The following is an 18,486-nucleotide window of genomic DNA, read 5'->3' as shown; positions in this document are numbered from 1 at the left end:
TAATACCTCTTTGGAAAGTTTCCTTCCCACAAATCTTTCTTTAAATTTTACTTGCTATATTATAGCAGAATTTCCAATAAAAGCAAAAGTCCGATAGTTTTTAACATATCTATAGTTATGTTAAAAGAAACAAATCCATGCTGACAAGAAGACACTTAATATACTAAAAAGTGAACCAATTAGATAATACTCTGCAAAGGCCGGACTTTCTGAAATTTTATTATACCGAGCAATTGATTTAGCGGTAAAAACAAGTCCTATAGAGGCAAATTGTCCCATTATCATACAAATGCCAATCACTATTCTTTCTAAAATACCAATTGTTGCTCCGGCTCCCCGGATAGTATCCATCTTTTGCCCTTGTTCAGGTTGATATTTGCTAAAAAAGATTTTAAAGGAAATATTGGTCGGTTTTGTTATTAAAATAAGGAAGAGAATTGTCAGTAGAAACTTATGACTTATCCATTGAGGTAAGGCATTAGGAGTCAAAATACTACTTGTATACACAATAATCATGATATGAGTAAATTGATCCAACAAAAAAATCCACGCTTGCTTCCATTGGAATAGCTTAATCACTTTAGATTTGCACAAATCAATGAGACTATGACTAGCCACTATTAGAAAAGAAATTAACCATACCTTAGGAACCAAACAAGTCAAAATAATTAAGGGGGCTGCAACTCCAAGGATATGATAAGCAAGGTAACGAAGATTTGTTTCTTTTTTATCAGCTATTTCAGGACTTTGAAAATGAAAGTCAGATAAAAAATGACAAATTAACAATATGGTAAGTAATGGATGAGTTTGTAAGAATGGGGCTAGACCTTCAATCATTTGTCTATCTCCTTTCCAAATCTTTGCTGGATGTATTGCTGGGCACTGTGACGACTTCTTAAATAAATTTTGAGGTTACTGCTTTTCAGACGTTTTGATAAGGCGCTTGGAGATAGGCCAAGAAGCTTACCCAATTGTTGTTGATCAAAATATTCTTGGTAAATATTAGATATTAATAACGTATGAAAGACCTCTAATTGACTAGCTCGCCAATTATATTTGATTGCCTCTCCTGCTGATAACAAGCTATTTAAAAAAACATCTTCCTCTATTTCTCCTGTTCGTATAGCAATTTGGGTGGTGCCATAATCATTTTTTTGATGAATGAACTTAATAGCCTCGCGAGCGTACCAATAAGCAGGGCCATCTGCTCCGATGCTAATTTCTGGATTAATATCAGTAAGGATTTCACCCACTCCAATCCCATACCTCATTGGGATATCACGCATTTCGTCATTAATTAAATCAATTAGATAGAAGATAGGAGCATCAATTTTCATTAGTCCTTGAAACTCATCTCCAAGTGTAAGAGAAAAATTAGAGATTATATAAGGTTTAAAGAGCTCATTCAAGCGCTTTAAACAAGTCTTCAATCGCTCTTGTGCTTCTGAACGCTGAGATAGTTGCTTGGATTGAATAATATCTCCAATAAGTGCTAAATATACCATCGTGTTCTCCTTTTTTAAGTTACATTATAACAGGAAAAAGCATAAAAGTCCATTATAAAGGAAAATATTCGAAAAGTCTTTTTAAATAGATAAAACAAAAAAAGTCCGTTAAAACAGAAAATATTAATCTGCCTAACGGATATAATCCTAATTAACACGCATTGTTGTTGTACCAGTCCTAATGACATCAACAGTTGCATTTAGAGCACCTTCAACTAAGTTTTTAACAGCCTCATCTGTATAATAAGCGGCATGAGGAGTGTAGATGACCTTTGGATGATGAATTAAATCAAGGAACAGGTCGTCAGTAATTGCTTTTCCTTTAAAGTTTTTAGGAACATAGGGACCTTCAAACTCATACGTATCAATTCCAGCACCATCAAGAAGTCCTTGATCTAAAGCAGCTAGTAAATCAGCTGTATCAATCAAAGCACCTCGAGCCATATTTAAAAGTATAGCTCCTTTTTTAAATTGTTTAAATAATTCAGCATTGAAATAGTGACTATTATCAGATGTAGGGGGCATGTGGAGTGAAACCACATCTGCAGTTTGGATAGCTTCTAAAATTGAGTCTTTATATTCTAAAACCTCTTTAGCAGCTGGGCTTTGATAAATATCATACCCTACCACTTTGCAACCGAAACCTTTAAAGATTTTAGCAGTAGCAAGTCCGATACGTCCTGTACCTATTATAGCAACAGTCATATCGCCAAGCACGCGCCCTCTAATTGGAAGATCCCAAGTGAAATTATGTTCTTTAACGTTTGAACGGATAAGTTCTACTTTACGAATCAAGTTCAAAGCAATAGTTACTGTAAACTCAGCTATCGATTCGGGTGAATAGCTTGGGACATTACTAATAATAATCCCATTTTCTTTAGCTAATTCGAGATTGTACATGTCAACTCCTGCACTGCGCTGAGCAATCTGCTTAATTCCCATTTCTTTTAAAATAGGATAAATAGAGTCGTCAAGTGGTTCAATCTGAGCATTAGCAATTCCATCGAAACCTTGCGCTTCTTTGGCTGTACCTGGAGTTAGAGGTCCTTGATCAAGTGACAGTTCAACCTGATTAACTTTTGCCCATTGTTCTGCTAAAACAGCTTCTTCACCACGAACATTGAATAATTTTATTTTCATTTTTTTCTCCTTAATTAGATGTCTAGTTTATAATCTTCTGCTTTAATGATTTTAAGCACTCTAATAAAGAGATAGTTAAAAGCGAAGCTTAAAACGATTGGAGCTATGACAAAGATAAGAATTATAATCATAATATTGATAAATGACCATCCACCTTTGGCTAGATTTAATGCATTTATAGGTCCAATCAAACCACTAATACCAAATCCTGCACTGGCAGGAGTTCCCTGAATATTAAAGATAGCTGCAAGAAGTCCAAGAACAGAAGCTGTAGAAAGCATTGGCAACATAATAATTGGTTTGGAAAGGACATTTGCCATAGAAATTTTTGGCGAACCAAGCACATGAGCCAGAGAAGTTCCTTTGGAATTAACTGCCCAACCAGCTATACATAAACCAAAACTTGCTGCACAAATTCCTAAATTGGCTGCTCCAGAACCAATACCTGACAGACTAATAGCCAAGGCAATACCAACCGTTGTAATGGGTGAAACGATTAAGAAACAAAAGATCATAGCAATTAAAATTGACATTAAAATTGGCTGTAAACCTAGTAATCCAGCAATTCCCTGCCCAATCATAGCTGTAATCAACTTCACATATGGTAATAGAAAACGGCCCACACCCCCAATTAATAATAAGGTCACGGTCGGAACAATAATCAAGGTAAAGGATTTGGTTTTATCAGCTAAAAATTGGATTAAGAGTACGCCAAGTGCAGCTGTAATCCCCATATTGATGATATCACCAGTCCCTTTAAGCATCATTATACCATTGCTGAAGTTAGCCGCCCCACCTGCAAACATAACAGCTAGTCCTAAAGACGCAGATTGAATTGGTGCAAATTTAAAATTAAGCCCAACAAGCATCCCTATCACTAGTCCCATCATACTTGTCGCAAGGCCTGTTGCTGCAATAAGCGTAGCAAATCCTGTCCACATTGGCAATAAAGCTTTCATCAACTCACCAAGGATAGCTCCTGGAATAAGGACGATAACAGTTCCTAATGCTATACCATTTAATATATTCATTGTAAAAGATTTAGCAGACTGTTTTTGAATTATTTCTGACATTAAAATGCCTCCTCAAAATATTGTTTGTGATTTCACTAACTATATAAACTATAACATAGGCACAGTAAAAATAAAAATTAATAAAAATTATAATACTATAACTTTTTGTAATAGAGTTCACAAATTTATATTGTCAAATTATAAATAAATAGATGCTCTTAAATAAAAGATAGTATTTTATGGTATACTAACTTTAGAAAAGGATTCACTATGGATATCAGACAACTAACTTATTTTATTGCTGTTGCCGAGACAAAAAATTACTCACATGCTGCTAAAAGTCTTTTTGTCACACAGCCGACACTATCGCAGTCAATCAAAAAACTAGAATTAGAATTAAATACAACCTTGTTTTCACAGAATGGTCGTCAACTTCTTCTAACAGAAGCTGGTGATATTTTATATGAACGAGGCAAAATTTTAATGGCTGATTTCAATCAAATTGTCGCTGAAATTCAACAGCTTAATCAGGAAAAGAAAGAAGTCATCCGAATTGGTTTGACAGCGCTTTTTGCTATCCAATTTATGAAGCAGATTTCTACTTTTATGGCCACACATTCTAATGTCGAAGTATCTTTAATTCAAGATGGATCTCGAAAATTACAAGATTTACTTGCAAAAGGTGAAATTGATATTGGATTACTTTCCTTTCCAAGCCTTCGTAAGGATATCGTCATTGAGCCCCTACAGACATCAACAAAAGGTTATAAAGTAAGCATTGTTCTGCCTAAAAATCACCAATTAGCTCACCATCACCACTTGAAATTAATAGATTTAAAAGATTGTAAATTTGCGTCCCTAAATGAACACTTTATGCTAGGTGAAATGCTTCCTAGACGAAGTCGGGCACTGGGTTTTGAACCTGACATAGTTTTTAAACATAATGACTGGGAAGTTATTATTCATAGTCTAAAAAGTCTTCATGCTGTTGCTATACTGCCCAGTGAATTTGAAAGCCTAAGTAAAGTAGACGACTTAGTCTGGATTCCCTTCCAAGACAAAAATGATTTTTACCCAATTGGAATTGCTTATCGTCATGGCTACTCTTTCAGTCCAATGATTGAGGAGCTCTTATCAACCCTAAAAACTAATTAAAAGCATGCTCAAAACTAATAGCATGCTTTTTCTCGACTTATCGATATAGTATGTTTGACTCTAAACTCAAAAGCCCTATAACCTCTGTATCAGTTTTAGCCATTACAGAAATTATAGGATAACAAAGAAAAAAGGGTTAAAGAAAACTATCTCACTAGATTTTTCTTCACCCCAAAACCAATAAAGATTAATCTCTATTTGATTTTATCTTCTTTATAGTCACAAGCTTCGTTGCTACATACCACTTGTTTACCGCCACCCCGAATTTTCTTCTCAACTAAGTAATCACCAGATTTAGGACAGTCTCTTCCGATAGGAATATCCCAAGAAGTAAATTCACATTCTGGATAACGATCACAGCCGTAGAAAACACGGTTACGTTTGGTTTTTCTTTCAATAACTTGACCCTTACCACATATTGGACAGGTCACCCCAATTTCTTTAGTAATTGCTTTAGTATTGCGACACTCTGGAAAATTACTACACGCATAAAATTTCCCAAAACGACCAAGTTTAATTACCATGGGATGGCCACAAATGTCACAATCAAACCCAGCAGGCTCATCTTTGATTTGGATTTTTTCAATTTCATCTTCAGCTTTTTCCAAGTCTTTCACAAAAGGTTGGTAAAAGCTATCAATAACAGTTTGCCATTGACGTTCTCCTGTTTCTACTTGATCTAGTTTTGATTCCATATCAGCAGTAAAGGTAACATCAACAATATCAGGGAAAAATTCAACAATTAAGGTATTAACAATTTCACCAAGCTCAGTTGGTTCAAAACGTTTGGCAGCTAACTTAACGTAATAACGTCTTTGAATGACCTCTAAGGTAGGTGCATAGGTAGACGGACGTCCTACTCCATTTTCTTCCAAAGTTTTGATTAAAGTTGCCTCAGAATAGCGAGCTGGTGGTTGAGTAAAGTGCTGTTCAGGACTTGTCTTCTCCTTTTTAACTACTTCTCCTTCTGACATCTCAGGTAACATTTTATTTTTATCGGAATCATTGTAGACCGCCATATAGCCGTCAAATTTAATTTGACTACCATTAGAAGTAAAGACAACCTTGTTTTGTTCTAGAGTTACTTTGACAGTGTCAAAAACTGCAGCAGTCATTTGACTCGCAACAAAACGGTTCCAAATTAAAGTATAAAGTTTCAACTGGTCTTTATTAAGATACTTAGCAATTGATTCAGGCGTATGAAAAACACTTGAAGGTCTGATAGCCTCATGGGCATCTTGTGAACTACTTGCATTCTTAACGCGATTTCCATGTTTTGAATAATGACTACCAAATTTTTGACTAATAAAAGTGGCAGCATCATTTTGAGCAACAGGACTAATACGTGTTGAATCAGTACGCATATAGGTAATTAATCCTTGAGTTCCGTTGCTACCTAAATTAATCCCCTCATAGAGTTGTTGAGCAACCATCATGGTTTTTCGTGTTCTGAAATTTATTTTATTAGCTGCATCCTGTTGTAAGGAAGAGGTCGTATAAGGTAATGGTGCATTACGACGTCTCTCTTTCTTCTCAACTTTAGATACATTAAAATCATCGCTGGTAATCCTTGACAATACTAATTGAACATCCTCATTAGTATTTAATTTCATCTTTTTATCATCTAAGCCATAGAAGCTGGCTTGAAATTTATGTTTACCTTTTTTAAAAAGCCCATCAATAGTCCAGTACTCTTCTGGGACAAAAGCTTTTATTTCATTTTCGCGATCAATAATCAATTTCAAGGCTACTGATTGCACACGTCCAGCTGATAATCCTTTTTTAACTTTTTTCCAAAGGATTGGTGATATTGAATAGCCAACAATTCGGTCTAGAACACGTCTCGCTTGTTGAGAGTCAACTAGATTCATATCAATTTCTCTTGGTTCGACAAAAGCATTTTTAACAGCATCTTTTGTAATTTCATTAAAAACAACACGATTTTTATCAGTAATATCAAGTCCTAGAATATGAGAAAGATGCCATGAAATAGCTTCCCCTTCTCGGTCAGGGTCACTTGCCAGGAAAACTTTTTTGGCATTTTTAGCTTCTTTTTTTAAAGAATTGATAAGTGGTCCCTTACCTCTAATATTGATATACTCAGGCTGATAATTATTCTCAAAATCAATTGACATAGATGATTTTTTTAAATCACGGATATGACCAACTGATGCAACAACTTTATAGTTGCGCCCTAAATATTTTTCAATTGTTTTGGCTTTGGCAGGGGATTCTACAATAACCAAATTCTTCTTTGTTGATGTTTTTTTCTTTTTAGTGGTTTTTTTTGAATTTGTTTTAGTCTTAGTTGCGGTTTTTGTTACCAATGTGTCACACTTCCTATAACTTAATGGTTAAAGCTTATAGAATAATATCCCATTTTTAGATAACTGTCAATAAAAAAATTCCATATAGGAAGAAAGTTATTAGTTAAAAAAGCTCTGTAAGCACATCCAAACCACTCATGATACACTTTGCGCCTTCTTGGATAAGTTGATTACAGCCATCTGAAAAACCATCACTAATATTTCCAGGAATTGCGAAAACTTCACGACCATTTTCGAGAGCGTGTCGACATGTTATTAAGCTTCCAGACCGTCTTTTAGCTTCAATAACTAAAACAGCCTTAACTAAACCAGCAATAATTCGATTTCTTTCTGGAAAATGAATGGATAATGGAGGATCATTTGGTCCATATTCAGTTAGTAAAAGGTGATTAGAAGCAATAAATTTTTGCAATCTTTGGTTTTCTTTAGGGTAGTAATGCGTGAAACCAGAGCCAATAACAGCGATTGTATGACCACCTGTTTTAAGCGCACAACAATGTGCCGCAGTATCGACTCCTCTGGCAAGGCCACTAACAATAATGAGTTTATTATCCAATTCTTCTATTATTTTTTGAGTCGCTTTTAGACCTGATTGACTGGCTTTGCGGGAGCCTACTACTGCTAGTTTGGGATAATTTAAAAGTTCTAAATTTCCTTGATAAAAAAGTAAAACCGGTGGGTTATAGATTTCTTTTAAATATGAGGGGTAATTTTTATCAAGTAAGGAAATACTAGGATACTGATTAAATTCTTTCCGCAGAGCTTTACTATCAATTGTTTTATAAGTTTCAATAAATTGTATAGGATCCAATGTTTCAGAAGCAACTGCGATATTTCGTAAAGATAGGGATTTACCATAAGTTTGATAATAATTAATAACATTTAAAATGTGATGGTTTTTCAAACCTGCTTTTCGAAGTTTATAAAGTTCAAAATTATTCATAATTATACCTCTCTACTTCTACCATTCGCAAAAATAAAAAAACTTTTACTAAGACAGCAAAAGTTTTTTTATTAATCCAACCACTTAATAATTTTTGCTGGATTACCAGCCAAGACAACATTATCTCCAAAAGATTTGGTTACGACACTTCCTGCTCCTACAACAACGTTGTCACCAAGTGACACTCCAGGTAAGATAGTAACTCCTCCTCCTAGCCAGATATTATCACCAAGTGTTATAGGGGCTCCGTATTCTAGTCCAGCAATACGTTCTTGCGCATCAATAGGGTGTAGAGGGGTTAATAACTGACAGTTTGGACCAAACATGGCATTGCCACCAATTTTTATTTCACAAACATCTAACATGGTTGTATTGAAATTGGCATAGAAATTCTCACCTACAAAAATATTAGAGCCGTAATCACAGACAAATCCAGTTTCCATATAAATATTTTCACCCGTTTTACCAAGCCACTTTTTTAAAAGATGACTTCTTTTTTTAGCATCTACCTCAGCATTAAAGTCAGCCATGATTTGCCGTGCTCTATCACGCATTTCTTTTAACTCTATGTCACTTGCGTCGTATAAGTGACCAGCAAGCATTTTTTCTAATTCAGTCATCTTAATCTCCATATTATTATCAATATAAAGTAATAGTACTACAACTATTGCTACAGTAACATCGATTTAATAGGTTCAAAACTTTTTCGATGAATTGGTGTGACACCATACTTTTTTAAACCATTCAAGTGTTTTTTAGTACCGTAGCCTGCATTTTGGGCAAAGTCATAGCCGGGATAATTTTGATCGTAACTCATCATTAGCTGATCCCTCGTTACTTTAGCAACTATTGAAGCAGCAGCTATAGATAAGGAATTAGCATCGCCTTTAATAAGTGACATTTGTGGTATTGAAATATCTAAAGTCATCGCATCAATAAGTAAATAATCAGGGATAACCTCTACCTTTTTTAAATCGTTAATAGCCTCTAGCATTGCTAGTTTAGTAGCTTGATAGATATTGACAGAGTCTATCATTTTATTATCGACAATACCTATTCCAATACCGACAGCTTGATTTTTAATTTGTTCAAACAAGATATTATGCTTGGATTTTGGAATTTTTTTTGAATCGTTTAATCCCTTAATTTTACAATTTTTGGGAAGAATAACACAAGCAGCTACAACAGGGCCTGCTAATGGCCCTCGCCCAACCTCATCAATTCCGGCAATATAATGATAGCCTTGTCCGTAGACGTCTCGTTCGTAGCGAAGCATGTATTCAAGTCGTTGTTCTTCTTTAACATTACCTTCTAACACTTTTTTCCGAAGGGCAATTGCCTTTTTAACACCCTGTCGCTCGTCTTGCTCAAGTTTTTTCCAAATGGGATCAGAGAGGTCAGTAACAGCCTCGAGATTTTCTTTAATTTCCCTGATCGTCTGAGTCATATGCTTCCTCCACTTGATCTAAGGTAAAGGTTCCTAATTTTCCATCCCTAACTTCTTTGATAAAGAGGGTATAGAAGCGGTCATAGTCATCTCTGAAACCCAGTTTCTGTGTCATGGTTATGATGATATCAGGTGCTTCTGCTTCGAGATTTATTCCTTTAAATCTTTCAATAAGACGATTAGGATAGTACTCTTTGAAGTAGTTAAGCCCAAATATAGTGACTTCATCTAAAGGTAAAAGTTGATCTTTGATGGCACCTGTTAAGGCTAATTTCAAACCAACTACTTGGTCTTCAAATTTAGGCCATAAAATACCAGGAGTGTCTAAAATTTCAAGGTCTTTATTGGACTTTAACCACTGTTGACCCTTAGTAACACCTGGCTTATTACCAACAACTGCGATTTTTTTACCTGCTAAACGGTTCATCAAAGTTGACTTACCAGCATTTGGGATACCAATAATCATTGTCCGTAAGGTTTCTTTTTGAATGCCACGTTGGCGCAGTTTGGCAATCTTATCCGTCATCAAAGCTCTAGCTGCATCTGTCACTTTTTTGACAGTAGCTTGTTCCTTTGAATTGATAGCTAGTGTTTTGATACCTTTTGATTCGTAGAATTGTTGCCACTCCTTTGTTCTACTTTGATCAGCTAAATCGGCCTTATTAAGTATCATCAACTTTGGTTTATCACCAACAATCTTCGTTAACATTGGATTCTGACTAGATAATGGTAAACGTGCGTCAACTAATATAGTTACAAAGTCAACATGTTTTAAATTTTCTTGTACTTGTCTACGAGCTTTAGACATGTGTCCAGGGAACCACTGAATAATAGCCATTTATAGCTCTCCTTTCCTAGTTTCAAATATGAGACTAGTTGATAGTATTACTGTTTATTATATCATGAAATCGTGCCTAATCCTATTTTCATATTTTAAAACTAAAATTTTTTCTTGTATTTTTATTTTAATTATTGTAAAATCTAGTTATCGTAACTAGATGAAAGGGTTTCTAAAATGAAATATACTATTCTTCCTAATTGGGAAAATTTGCCTGAGATTGACTTATATCTTGATCAAGTTCTACTATATGTTAATCAAGTAGCAACTATTATAGAACCAAATCAACAAAAACCTCTAACCGCTTCTATGGTCAATAATTATGTTAAGCATGGCTATCTTGAAAAGCCCTTTAAGAAGAAATACGCTAGACATCAGTTAGCGCGACTCATCGCAATAGCGATTCTAAAGCATAGCTTTCCCATTCAAAATATTAGTCAGGTTCTACAAAATTTAAAAGATAAAAATGATTCTGAACAGCTCTATCGTGCTTTTGTTAATTACTGGAACAGTGAGCAATCTGATGGGGTTGATGACATTATCGTTGCAGCATGTAAAACCGTTAAATACTATTGTCTAACATTTTCATTAACGGAAAATGAATAAGGAGGTACTTGCCTTGAATCAAACTTTTAAACAAAGCCTTCCCCTATCATTTGGAGAAGAGGTGGCAAATGCAGTGACGCATGCTGTCGGTTCCGTTGTCATGCTGTTTATTTTGCCATTTGTTGCTATTTACAGTTATCAAACTTACCAACTTAAAGTTGCTGTTGGGACCTCAATTTTTGTTATTAGCTTATTTCTGATGTTCCTGTCATCAACTATTTATCATTCAATGGCTTATGGAACACCCCAAAAATATGTACTGCGGATCATTGATCATAGTATGATTTATATTGCTATTGCTGGCAGTTATACACCTATTGCACTTTCTTTAGTAGGAGGCTGGCTAGGTTACCTTATTATCATTCTACAATGGGGGATAACATTATTTGGCATTCTCTATAAAATCTTTGCAAAATCTATTAATGAAAAATTCAGTTTAATACTCTATCTTTTTATGGGATGGTTAGTTATCTTTATTTTACCAGTCATCATTAATAAGACGGGATTAATCTTTGCTATTCTGATGCTTTTGGGAGGCTTATCTTACACTATCGGTGCCCTATTTTATGCTAAGAAAAAGCCCTATTTTCATATGATTTGGCATCTCTTTATTCTGCTAGCTTCTGCCCTGCAATTTATTGCCATTGTTTTCTACATGCTCTAATTAAGTGCTAGTCTGACCAAATAAGACTAGCTTTTTTATTACTTACAAATAGATGGAGGAGTGTTATAATAAGTATGATTAGAAAGAAAGGTAATTCATTATGGAGACAATACACTTATTTGTCAATCCTTTTTCCGGAAAGAAAAACGAAAAAGACCTTACACAACATGTTAAAGACTCTTTCCTAAAGCATGGTTTTCTTGAAGAGAATATTACTATTGTTAGCCCTGAGTCAGCTTCCGATGCCTTCAAGAAGGCTAAAGAAGCTTCTAGCAGGGGGATTGACTTGGTTATTCCACTTGGGGGGGATGGAACTATTAATAAAATAATAGGTGGTGTACATGAAGGTGGTCAGCATACTAAAATCGGTCTTATCCCCTCTGGTACTGTCAATAACTTTGCAAAATCTCTATCCATTCCATTAGATCCTGATTTAGCCATTGATACCATTTTAAATGGGCAAGATAAAAAAGTAGACCTTTGTAAAGTTAATGATCATTATATGATTAGTAGTCTAACTCTTGGACTCTTAGCAGATATAGCGGCTAATGTAACGACTGAAGATAAACGAAAATTTGGGCCCTTAGCTTTTTTAAAGGATAGTTTTCGGATTTTAAAACGCAATCGTTCCTATTACCTAAATCTTGAAGATGATAGTCGACAATTTGCAATTAAGACAAAGTTCTTACTTGTAACCATGACCAATTCCATTGCTGGTTTTCCATCTTTTTCACCCTCTGCTACGGTTAATGATGGGCTATTGCAGGTCTATACCATGAAGAAAGTTTCTTTTATAAAATTTTTATTACATATAAATGATTTTCGTAAAGGAGATTTCTCGATGGCTGAAGAGATTACACACTTTTCAACTCAGAAGTTAACTATTACGCCATCAAAACTAAAAACATTGATTTTACCTCGAACCCGTATTGATGGTGATAAAAGTGATATGGTCCCAGTGACTCTCACAGTCTTAAAGGAGGCGGTCACAGTTCGCGTTCCTAATGCTTAAAACAATTCACATATATAAAAAAGGGCTAAAAGCCCTTTTTGTGTCTTATCGAATGAGTTTACTTTGTCTTATCAAACTCTCGTTTTTTAATGTGGGGTAGCGTAGCTAGCTTTATTTATTTTTAAAATGATTCAATTGCTCGTCAATCTTATCGCCAGCCAAATCTGAGTAGTGATCAATAGTCCCTTTTGCCTTTGAAAGGGAATCTTCAAACTTAGTTGAAGCGAAATCAGAATACTGGTCTATCTTTGATTTTGAATCTTCCAACTTTTCAGTGACTGTTCCTAAAAACCGTTCACTAAGATCTTTAATGGTGTCATTTAATTCACCTATTTTCTCATTACTTTCTTCAAGTAAGTCTTGCCTGTCAGTTTCTGATAGGCTTAAATAAGCAACAGTTGCTGCGGCGACTCCAGCAATAAGAGCGATAGCTATACCTTTTTGTCTTGAGTTCATCATGTCTATCTCCTATTTCATTTTACGGTCTTTCAAAATTTTCCGACTTAATTTAAAGACGGGGATAAGTAATAACACTAATTGAAGTACCTCCGCAATCTTTACTTTGTTATGTTTAGTATTGACAGCACGTCCCGCTTTCACCTTGTTTCCCATAAAATTCATATTAAACTCCTCTTCTATCTGAGACATTGATCACTTTTTGGTAGCTAACATTTTCTATCTTGCTAAAATGTCTCCTCTAAAAGTGACCCTTACAATTAATTTTATGTAGCTACTTTTGTTTATAGGTGAAACATTTACTTTGTAATTTCTTTAACAAAGCCATTATATCAAGGTAAGCAAAAGAGACTACTCTATTAATTATTTATATTGTCATTATACTTTTATTTTGAATTCTAGTCAAGAATTTTGCTATCAGATATATAAAAAAAGTTGGCACAATTGGCCAACTTTCCTTATAACTATTATCTAGGATTAAGTTAATTGGTTGAAATCCCAGACATCTGTTACCCAACCTTGATAAAAATCAGGTTCATGACATACCATTAAGATAGACCCCTTGTAGGCTTTTAATGCCCTTTTTAGTTCAGCTTTAGCATCAATATCTAAATGATTAGTTGGTTCATCCAATACCAAAACATTATTTTCTCGATTCATGAGAAGACAAAAACGCACCTTAGCCTGTTCCCCTCCGGATAGAACCTGAATCTGACTTTCAATATGTTTTGAAGTTAAGCCGCAACGTGCAAGAGCTGCTCTTACTTCTGCCTGATTTAAAGCTGGGAAAGCATCCCAAACTGCTTCTAGTGGTGTTTGACGGTTTACTCCTGAAACTTCTTGTTCAAAATAACCTAATTCGATAAAATCACCACGCTCCACTTGCCCTGCTAATGGCTTGATGATACCTAATAAACTCTTTAATAGCGTAGATTTTCCAATACCATTCGCACCTATAATAGCAATTTTTTGATTTCGTTCAAAATTAAGATTTAGAGGATTTTTTGTTAGAGGGCGATCATAGCCAATGACCAATTCTTTTGCTTGAAAAATATAGCGACTAGGAGTACGAGATTCCTTAAACTCAAAGTTTGGTTTAGGTTTCTCAGCCTGCAATTCAATAATGTCCATTTTATCTAATTTTTTCTGTCGAGACATAGCCATGTTGCGAGTAGCAACACGCGCCTTGTTACGGTTAACAAAGTCTTGCAAATCAGCAATTTCTTTTTGTTGACGTTCATAGGCCGCCTCTAATTGTGCCTTTTTCATTTCATGAACCTCTTTAAACTGATAATAGTCACCCGAATACCTTACCAGATCTTGATTTTCAACGTGATAGACAATATTAATAACCTCATTAAGAAATGGAATGTCATGTGAAATAAGAACAAAGGCATTTTCATAATTTTGAAGATAACGTTTAAGCCATTCGATATGCTCCGCATCAAGATAGTTTGTTGGTTCATCCAGCAGCAAAATATCTGGCTTTTCAAGCAATAGCTTTGCTAGCAGAATTTTTGTCCTCTGACCTCCAGATAATTCTGTCACATCAGACTCCATTCCAAAATCCATAACTCCTAGAGCTCTTGCTACTTCATCAATCTTTGCGTCTAGTGTATAGAAATCTCGTGACTCTAGACGATCTTGCAATTCACCGACTTCCTCCATAAGACCATCGACATCAGCTCCTTCTTCAGCCATTGATAGGTAGATATCATTAATACGGGCTTCAGTTTTAAACAACTCATCAAAAGCTGTTCTTAGAACATCACGAACGGATTGTCCTGCTTCTAAGACTGTATGCTGATCTAGGTAGCCCGCTGTGACATATTTAGACCATTCAACCTTTCCTTCATCGGGTTGTAAATGCCCAGTAACAATGCTCATAAAGGTTGATTTCCCTTCACCATTAGCCCCAACTAAACCAATATGCTCTCCTTTCAATAGCCTAAAAGAGACATTTTCAAAAATAGCTCTATCTCCGAAGCCATGACTTAAATTTTTAACTTCTAATATACTCATTTATTCATCCTTTACTTCACTAAAAAAGCCGTTATTACGGCATTGACTTACTGTCATTATGGCAAAAATCAAGATATTTGTCAATGTATGACCATTGTTGTAAGTGATCATATGAGTTACAATAGAAAGGAAAATATTAAATGATATAGGATCACTTATTATGACAAGTATTTACCAAAAAATTGTGGATGACCTAGCAAGGGCTATTGATCAGGAGAAACTTCAAAAAGGAGATAAAGTCCCCTCTATACGTCGGTTAAGCACAGAATATAGTTGTAGTAAAGATACTGTACAAAGAGCCTTAATGGAACTTAGACATCGGCACTATATCTACTCTGTCCCTAAAAGTGGTTATTACGTGATTGGTAAAGTCAAAGAGAACATCCTCATTGATTTTAATTTGGCCGATTATAATAGCCTTGCCTACAAAAACTTTAAGTTATGCTTAAATGAAACTATGACAAGAGAAGGTGACTATCTCTTTAATTACTATTCTAAAGTTGAAGGATTAGATGCATTAGCAGTAGCTCTTGAAAAACATTTAGCAGATCATACTGTCTATTGTAAAGCCAGTGAGATTATCATCACTTCTGGAACTCAACAAGCTCTCTATATCTTAAGTCAGTTAGCTTTTTCAGAATATAAAAAGGCAATCTTATTAGAAAAACCAACCTACACTCGTATGGAACAAATGGTAAAAGGTTTAGGTGTTCCTTTTGAAACAATTGACCGTACGTTCCAGGGCCTTAACCTGGATCAGTTGGAATCTTTGTTTAAGAGTGGCAAGTTTAAATTTTTCTATACTATCTCACGATTTTCAAATCCTTTAGGACTCTCATATACAAAAGAGGAAAAACAAGCAATTGTCACTTTAGCCAATCGCTATGATGTCTACATTATTGAAGATGATTATTTAGGAGATTTTACTGCTAAAAACGAAATGCCTCTTCATTATTTTGACACTAATCAAAAAGTCATTTATCTTAAATCTTTTTCAATGAGTGTCTTCCCTTCCTTACGAATTGCTGCTTTAGTCTTACCTGAAAAACTTCGTCTACCATTTCTTAATCATAAGGCAATGATTGATTTAGAAACCAATATTATCATGCAAAAGGCTCTCTCACTTTATTTAACTAATGGCATGTTTGAACGAAACTTTGATAGGTTGTATGATTATTTCCAAGAGAAAATGTTGACACTGATTGCTTTCTTTTCAGAAAACTATCCTCAAATTGATTACCGATTAACGCCACAATTTGTGATACTTTCTCTTCCCTCACAGATTCCTATGATTAAAACTTTAAAGCAGGGAACTTACGATTTTCATCACCTACAAGGCTCTTCTTATCTTAAACTCCCTTTATTAATGGCAACCCCAGAACTCTTAACTTCCCTTTTATCAGACTTGGAAATAGAGATAAAACAATGAAAAACTGAAACATGAGACACGAGAATAGAAAAAACTTAGTTCTAGACAATCTAGAACTAAGTTTTTCTTGTAGTAAAGCTTACTTAATTAAGCTCTTCGCCAAAACAGGAAACTTTTTATTTTGTTTGTTCAAAGCGGAGATGAACTATAATACTATCACCATATCCGTTTCTTTCCAAATCTCTTTGTAGACGATAAGAAATATAATGTTCAGCGATATTGATAAACCCTGCATCCATCAAACGATTTTCAACCAAAGATTGAATCATATTAATGGTTGGTTTCTCAACTTTTGCTTCTTCTAAGTCAATAACAACTTTTTTAGTAACTTGTGCTAGGTTCTGACGCCATGTTTCATCGATGACATAAACTGTTCGAGCAGCTTTAATGATTGCTTGATAAATCTTATCTGGATCAAATTCAGCAACCTGACCATCACGCTTGATAATTTGCATCTTTTTCCCTCTTTTCATCTCTTTTCAATTTACTTACATTATGCTAATCTTTTCTAATTTTGTCAAGTTTTAGCTATTAGAAAACCTAATTTAATAAGTTTTAATTAAAAATTTGTTTATTGGTATTCCTTCTATTCATTGTTTCAATTTTTATCTAATTCAAAAACTAATTTCTTAGTTGGTTTAACCAATCCCCGTTGGTGTAAAGTTTCGGCAATCTGAACGGAGTTCCATGCAGCACCTTTTAGAAGGTTATCAGAAACTACCCACATGTGAATTCCATTTTCGATATCTAAATCCCTACGGATACGACCGATAAAAGTTTCTTTACTACCAACAGCATTGACCGCCTGAGGATAGGCTTGCTCTTTAGTATCATCTTCAAGAACGGCTCCAGGAAAAGCTTGAATAGCTGCTTTAATTTCTTCAATCGGAGCCACTGTTTTTGTTTCAATATAAACTGATTCTGAGTGAGCAGATAGGACTGGGATGCGGACACAGGTTGCAGAAACCTTAATTTTGTCATCTGACATAATCTTCTTGGTTTCCTTTGTCATCTTCATCTCTTCATAGGTATAATCGTTATCAGTAAATAAGTCAATTTGAGGTAAGGCATTAAAAGCAATAGGATAATGTTTTTTATCTCCAGCTGAGGGTAAGATAGAGGCGGTGAGATTTTTAGGATCTATATTTTCATTAAGAACTTGACTATATTGCATTTTCATCTCATTAATAGCAGATTGTCCCGCTCCTGATACAGCTTGATAAGTTGAAACGATAATCCTTTCTAATCCCCATTTTTGACGAATTGGTTCTAAGGCAACCATCATTTGGATCGTTGAACAATTTGGACAGGCAACAATCCCTTGATGTTGATTAAGAGCATCAGCATTAACTTCTGGAACTACTAAAGGAACTTGCGGATTTTGTCTAAAATAAGAAGTGTTATCTACAACTACAGCTCCAGCTTGTACTGCATACGGAGCATACTTTGCTGATGTTGCTCCACCAGCAGAAAACAAGGCCAAATCAACACCATCAAAGGAACTTTCAGTTGTTTCCTCGATTATTATTTCTTGTTTTTTAAAGGTTAACGTCCTGCCAGCAGAACGAGCTGATGCCAGTAAACGTAGTTTTTCAATCGGTAAACTGGATTCTTCAAGCATTTTTATCATTTGTGTACCTACTGCTCCAGTAGCACCAACAACTGCAATTGTATATCCCATAGGTAACCTCGTTTTTTAATTTTCTTGATATAGTTAAATTCTCTAAAATTTGTATAAATATAGTACAGCATCAGACTTATCTTGCTGTCAGAATAAAAAAAGATTCCTGTCAAATTGACAGGAATCAGGGGCATTCAAAGAATGTGATAAAAAGGTTCACACAATTTACCAAAGTCGGCTCCTGCCTTAATGACCTCCCCTGCGCAAATATGGTTAAAAACCATAATCGACTCATCGCATAAACCTAT

At 35.0% G+C, this 18,486-nt stretch carries 19 protein-coding genes; 5 read left to right on the top strand and 14 right to left on the bottom strand.

Going from position 1 to position 18,486, the window contains the following annotated elements; translation table 11 throughout:
- Positions 1-120: 120 nt before the first annotated feature.
- From DQM45_RS05235 to DQM45_RS05220, 4 genes are all read right to left on the bottom strand, one after another.
- The gene (locus DQM45_RS05235; RefSeq protein WP_003083864.1) at positions 121-837 is read right to left on the bottom strand and encodes a DUF3307 domain-containing protein; all 717 of its coding nucleotides are present in this window, start codon (positions 835-837) and stop codon (positions 121-123) included.
- Positions 834-1,505, bottom strand: coding sequence for a SatD family protein (locus tag DQM45_RS05230; RefSeq protein ID WP_003082682.1), 672 nt, complete (start codon positions 1,503-1,505; stop codon positions 834-836). The genes DQM45_RS05235 and DQM45_RS05230 overlap by 4 nt, the downstream gene beginning before the upstream one ends.
- Before the next feature lie 147 nt (positions 1,506-1,652).
- Positions 1,653-2,645 (bottom strand): D-lactate dehydrogenase, encoded by a 993-nt coding sequence (locus tag DQM45_RS05225; protein WP_003085803.1) that lies wholly within the window; start codon positions 2,643-2,645, stop codon positions 1,653-1,655.
- 14 nt (positions 2,646-2,659) lie between these two features.
- The gene (locus tag DQM45_RS05220; RefSeq protein WP_003084775.1) at positions 2,660-3,718 is read right to left on the bottom strand and encodes a PTS transporter subunit IIC; all 1,059 of its coding nucleotides are present in this window, start codon (positions 3,716-3,718) and stop codon (positions 2,660-2,662) included.
- Positions 3,719-3,928: 210 nt separating this feature from the next.
- On the opposite strand from DQM45_RS05220, the gene DQM45_RS05215 reads away from it, so the two are divergent.
- Positions 3,929-4,813: a LysR family transcriptional regulator gene (locus DQM45_RS05215; protein ID WP_003085344.1), complete on the top strand. Its 885-nt coding sequence runs from the start codon at positions 3,929-3,931 to the stop codon at positions 4,811-4,813.
- Between the two features lie 194 nt (positions 4,814-5,007).
- On the opposite strand, the gene topA is transcribed toward DQM45_RS05215, so the two are convergent.
- The 5 genes from topA to ylqF all read right to left on the bottom strand — a co-directional run bounded on the left by topA (position 5,008) and on the right by ylqF (position 10,368).
- Positions 5,008-7,140 carry a type I DNA topoisomerase gene (topA, locus tag DQM45_RS05210; protein WP_003083749.1) on the bottom strand — a complete coding sequence of 711 codons (2,133 nt, stop codon included), beginning with the start codon at positions 7,138-7,140 and terminating at the stop codon, positions 5,008-5,010.
- A 103-nt stretch (positions 7,141-7,243) separates the two neighbouring features.
- Positions 7,244-8,083: a DNA-processing protein DprA gene (gene dprA, locus DQM45_RS05205; protein ID WP_003083806.1), complete on the bottom strand. Its 840-nt coding sequence runs from the start codon at positions 8,081-8,083 to the stop codon at positions 7,244-7,246.
- Positions 8,084-8,154: 71 nt separating this feature from the next.
- Entirely contained in the window at positions 8,155-8,703 is a 549-nt protein-coding gene (locus tag DQM45_RS05200) for a sugar O-acetyltransferase (RefSeq protein ID WP_003084978.1), read from the bottom strand.
- 50 nt (positions 8,704-8,753) lie between these two features.
- Entirely contained in the window at positions 8,754-9,530 is a 777-nt protein-coding gene (locus DQM45_RS05195; protein WP_003083414.1) for a ribonuclease HII, read from the bottom strand.
- Positions 9,505-10,368, bottom strand: coding sequence for a ribosome biogenesis GTPase YlqF (ylqF, locus tag DQM45_RS05190; RefSeq protein ID WP_003084532.1), 864 nt, complete (start codon positions 10,366-10,368; stop codon positions 9,505-9,507). The genes DQM45_RS05195 and ylqF overlap by 26 nt, the downstream gene beginning before the upstream one ends.
- 177 nt (positions 10,369-10,545) lie before the next feature.
- Between ylqF and DQM45_RS05185 the strand changes: the two genes are divergently transcribed.
- The 3 genes from DQM45_RS05185 to DQM45_RS05175 all read left to right on the top strand — a co-directional run bounded on the left by DQM45_RS05185 (position 10,546) and on the right by DQM45_RS05175 (position 12,650).
- Positions 10,546-10,974 carry a DUF1836 domain-containing protein gene (locus DQM45_RS05185; RefSeq protein WP_003084388.1) on the top strand — a complete coding sequence of 143 codons (429 nt, stop codon included), beginning with the start codon at positions 10,546-10,548 and terminating at the stop codon, positions 10,972-10,974.
- Positions 10,975-10,987: 13 nt separating this feature from the next.
- The gene (gene trhA, locus DQM45_RS05180; RefSeq protein WP_003084967.1) at positions 10,988-11,638 is read left to right on the top strand and encodes a PAQR family membrane homeostasis protein TrhA; all 651 of its coding nucleotides are present in this window, start codon (positions 10,988-10,990) and stop codon (positions 11,636-11,638) included.
- A gap of 100 nt (positions 11,639-11,738) precedes the next feature.
- On the top strand, positions 11,739-12,650 hold the full coding sequence (locus DQM45_RS05175; protein WP_003084766.1) for a diacylglycerol/lipid kinase family protein: 912 nt from the start codon (positions 11,739-11,741) through the stop codon (positions 12,648-12,650).
- Between the two features lie 111 nt (positions 12,651-12,761).
- Here the strand turns inward: DQM45_RS05175 and DQM45_RS05170 are convergent, their stop codons facing one another.
- The 3 genes from DQM45_RS05170 to DQM45_RS05165 form a co-directional block, all read right to left on the bottom strand.
- Entirely contained in the window at positions 12,762-13,109 is a 348-nt protein-coding gene (locus DQM45_RS05170) for a hypothetical protein (RefSeq protein ID WP_003082571.1), read from the bottom strand.
- A 9-nt stretch (positions 13,110-13,118) separates the two neighbouring features.
- On the bottom strand, positions 13,119-13,271 hold the full coding sequence (locus DQM45_RS10150; protein WP_003086119.1) for a hypothetical protein: 153 nt from the start codon (positions 13,269-13,271) through the stop codon (positions 13,119-13,121).
- A 312-nt stretch (positions 13,272-13,583) separates the two neighbouring features.
- Complete coding sequence (locus DQM45_RS05165) at positions 13,584-15,128, bottom strand: ABC-F family ATP-binding cassette domain-containing protein (protein WP_003082701.1); 1,545 nt, start codon at positions 15,126-15,128, stop codon at positions 13,584-13,586.
- Between the two features lie 160 nt (positions 15,129-15,288).
- Here DQM45_RS05165 and DQM45_RS05160 point away from each other — a divergent pair, with 160 nt between their 5' ends.
- Positions 15,289-16,557 (top strand): aminotransferase-like domain-containing protein, encoded by a 1,269-nt coding sequence (locus tag DQM45_RS05160; RefSeq protein WP_003085518.1) that lies wholly within the window; start codon positions 15,289-15,291, stop codon positions 16,555-16,557.
- A gap of 116 nt (positions 16,558-16,673) precedes the next feature.
- Here the strand turns inward: DQM45_RS05160 and DQM45_RS05155 are convergent, their stop codons facing one another.
- Entirely contained in the window at positions 16,674-17,012 is a 339-nt protein-coding gene (locus DQM45_RS05155; RefSeq protein ID WP_003083992.1) for an ATP cone domain-containing protein, read from the bottom strand.
- A gap of 143 nt (positions 17,013-17,155) precedes the next feature.
- On the bottom strand, positions 17,156-18,238 hold the full coding sequence (locus DQM45_RS05150) for an aspartate-semialdehyde dehydrogenase (protein WP_003083242.1): 1,083 nt from the start codon (positions 18,236-18,238) through the stop codon (positions 17,156-17,158).
- Positions 18,239-18,486: the final 248 nt, after the last annotated feature.

This window comes from Streptococcus porcinus, from assembly GCF_900475415.1.
Taxonomy (GTDB): Bacteria; Bacillota; Bacilli; order Lactobacillales; family Streptococcaceae; genus Streptococcus; species Streptococcus porcinus.
The sequence above is the reverse complement of the archived record's forward strand: the minus strand, read 5'-3'. Positions and strand labels throughout refer to the sequence as shown.